The sequence below is a fragment of the Pseudoalteromonas sp. SG44-5 genome (assembly GCF_014164175.1).
Lineage (GTDB): Bacteria > Pseudomonadota > Gammaproteobacteria > Enterobacterales > Alteromonadaceae > Pseudoalteromonas > Pseudoalteromonas nigrifaciens.
On the sequence record NZ_JACJES010000041.1, the window covers coordinates 1 to 2,868 of the forward strand.

Below are 2,868 nucleotides of genomic sequence, written 5' to 3' on the forward strand. Positions count from 1 at the left end.
GAGCCTAGAGCCTAGAGCCTAGAGCCTAGAGCCTAGAGCTTTATTTTAGGCACAAAAAAACCTTGCTCACTTACGTGGCAAGGTTTTTATTAAAGAGTCGTTGCTTATTTCGGCGTTGTAAAGCTTACTGGGCGACGTTCTTTACGAGGACCGCTGCGCTTATCACCGCGTGCGCTGTCATCTTTATTAAAGCTGCGTTTTTCACCGCCAGCTGGACGCTCAGAGCGTTCGCCACGTGGCTCAGCAGGACCTTGATCAGCAGTGATTGTTAAGCCCATAGGACGTTTACAAATAAACACTTTTTGGAAATGATCAAGTACATCTTTAGGCATGTTTTTCGGTAATTGAACCGTGCTGTGATTATCGTGTAGACGAATATCACCAATAAACTTGCTTGAAATGTCAGCTTCGTTAGCAATAGCGCCAACAATGTTCTTAACCTGAACACCATGTTCACGACCTACTTCAATACGGTATGTATCCATAGGACCTGCATCACGGCTGTTACGCTCACGAGGTTTTCGTTCAGCGCGCTCGCCACCACGTTCACCGCCACGTTCGTTACGACGACCACGATCACCACGGTCATTGCTACGTGGGTTACGATCATTGCGCTCGTTACGTTCGCGAGGTTGAATCTTAACTTCTTCAACCTTAATTGGTGATTGTTGCTGTGCTAAACACAGTAACGCACCAGCAAGGTCTTCAGCAGAAAGTTCAAGCTTTTGAGCCATGTTTGCTGCTACTTCATTAAAGAAAGTAATATCTTTGTTTTCAAGAGCAAGTGTTAACTTGGCTTGTAACGCTTCGATACGTTTTTCTTCAACAATTTTAGCTGTTGGTAATTCAACTTGTGCAATATCTGAATTCGTATGACGAATGATATTTTTAAGTAAATAACGTTCGTTATGTTTTACGAATAAGATTGCTTTACCAGTACGACCAGCACGACCTGTACGGCCGATACGGTGAACGTAGGCTTCAGAATCTTGTGGAATATCGTAGTTGATAACTAAACTTAAACGGTCAACATCTAGACCACGTGCCGCTACGTCTGTTGCAATAACAACATTTAGCATGCCGCTTTTTAAGCGCTCTACTGTGCGTTCACGTGCTTGCTGGTTCATGTCACCGTTAAGTGGAGCGGCAGAGAAACCTTCGCGCTCTAATAATTCAGCAAGCTGTACTGTATCGTTACGCGTACGTACGAAAACAATAGCGCCTTCATATTGCTCAGCTTCTAAAAAGCGAACAATGGCTTTATTTTTATGAATGCTTGCATTCCAAAACACTTGCTCTACTGATGAAACAGTTGAGTTACGCGCAGAGATATGAACCTGTTCAGGATTGTTCATATACTTGCTGCTGATGTTTTGAATTTGCTTAGGCATGGTCGCAGAGAAAAGACATGTTTGCTTTTCGCGCGGTGTTTTTTCCATGATGCTTTCTACATCATCGATAAAGCCCATACGTAACATTTCATCGGCTTCATCAAGTACAAGTGCTTGTAGAGCATCAAACTTGATAGTGCCACGGTTAATATGATCGATTAAGCGACCTGGAGTAGCTACGATAACTTGCGCGCCACGACGAAGTGCACTTAGTTGGATACTGTAGCTTTGGCCACCATAAAGTGCCAATACTTCAATACCACGAACATGTTTAGCATATTGTTCAAATGCCTCAGCAACTTGGATCGCAAGCTCACGGGTTGGTGTGAGTACAAGGATCTGTGGCTGTTTCACAGACGGGTCAATATTATTTAATAGTGGTAGTGCAAATGCTGCGGTTTTACCTGTACCCGTTTGAGCTAGTCCCAGTACGTCCTTTCTTTCTAGCAATAACGGTATACATTGAGCTTGGATTTCAGATGGTGTCTTGTAACCCAACTCTTCAACTGCCTTCAAAATTGCAGGAGAAAGATTTAGAGATTCAAACGTGACTGGTTCTGACATTAATACGCCTCAACGAATTTAAAGAGGCGCGCATTATAAAGGATAAATGCGGTAAATGCTTGTAGAAATTACAACTAATTTATAGGTGATTGATGTTGGTCGAAATTTAACCAGCTAAGTAACTAGATTACTTAACTGGTTAACATATTTGATACAGAACTTATTGATAAAGTCCAAGATTCTCTTTGGCGTAGGCCTCAAACTCTGTAAAACCACCAATGTGTTTTTGGTCTACAAAGATTTGCGGCACTGTTGGGCAAGGTTTGCCGGCAGACTTTTCAAGATCTTCTTTACTTATGCCTTCTTTAATAATGTCGATATAGCGAAATTTAAAATCATCACGTTCATTTGATAGTTGTTCTGCTACGTCTTTAGCACGAACACAAAATGGGCAGCCTTCACGACCAAAAATTACAGTTAACATAGTGAACTCCTCAATTAAATTGCTACTAGTGTAACCAATTGAGTTAAATATTAAAGAGCAAACAAGCGATTAAGCTGTTCGCTTTTATTGATATGCCTTAGGGATCAGCGTTTTTAAATAATCGCTACTGTTATTGGGCGCTTAATGTGGTGTTAAAAGTAAAATAAATAATTTTTTGAAAAATCATCTTGAAAACACTTTTGCAGTCCATATATAGATAAGTAGAGGACGCCTGATGGGTCCTTGTTAAACAGAAGTAATTGAAATTTATATTATTAATTAAACTTCATTTGTGTTTGTTCATTAGAAATGCACAACTGAAATATCGCTTAAATATGAGGATATTATTATGCGTACAGTAGATTTATCACCCCTTTATCGTTCATTCATCGGTTTCGATCATTTAGCGTCTTTAATGGATGCGGCAGCAAGTTCAGATAAGCAGCCAAGCTTTCCTCCTTACAATATCGAAGCGCTCGATAAAGACAA

General features: G+C 40.6%; 2 protein-coding genes. Both read right to left on the reverse strand.

From position 1 onward, the window contains the following. Positions 1 to 104: 104 nt before the first annotated feature. Positions 105 to 1,955 (reverse strand): DEAD/DEAH box helicase, encoded by a 1,851-nt coding sequence (locus H5079_RS17855; RefSeq protein ID WP_011327679.1) that lies wholly within the window; start codon positions 1,953 to 1,955, stop codon positions 105 to 107. Between the two features lie 160 nt (positions 1,956 to 2,115). Beyond that, entirely contained in the window at positions 2,116 to 2,379 is a 264-nt protein-coding gene (locus H5079_RS17860) for a GrxA family glutaredoxin (RefSeq protein WP_011327680.1), read from the reverse strand. Between the last annotated feature and the right edge of the window lie 489 nt (positions 2,380 to 2,868).

What these genes read in the sequence shown, in the direction of transcription:
- H5079_RS17860 (WP_011327680.1), bottom strand. Translation starts at nt 2,379, where the DNA reads ATGTTAACTGTAATTTTTGGTCGTGAAGGCTGCCCATTTTGTGTTCGT.
- H5079_RS17855 (WP_011327679.1), bottom strand. Translation starts at nt 1,955, where the DNA reads ATGTCAGAACCAGTCACGTTTGAATCTCTAAATCTTTCTCCTGCAATT.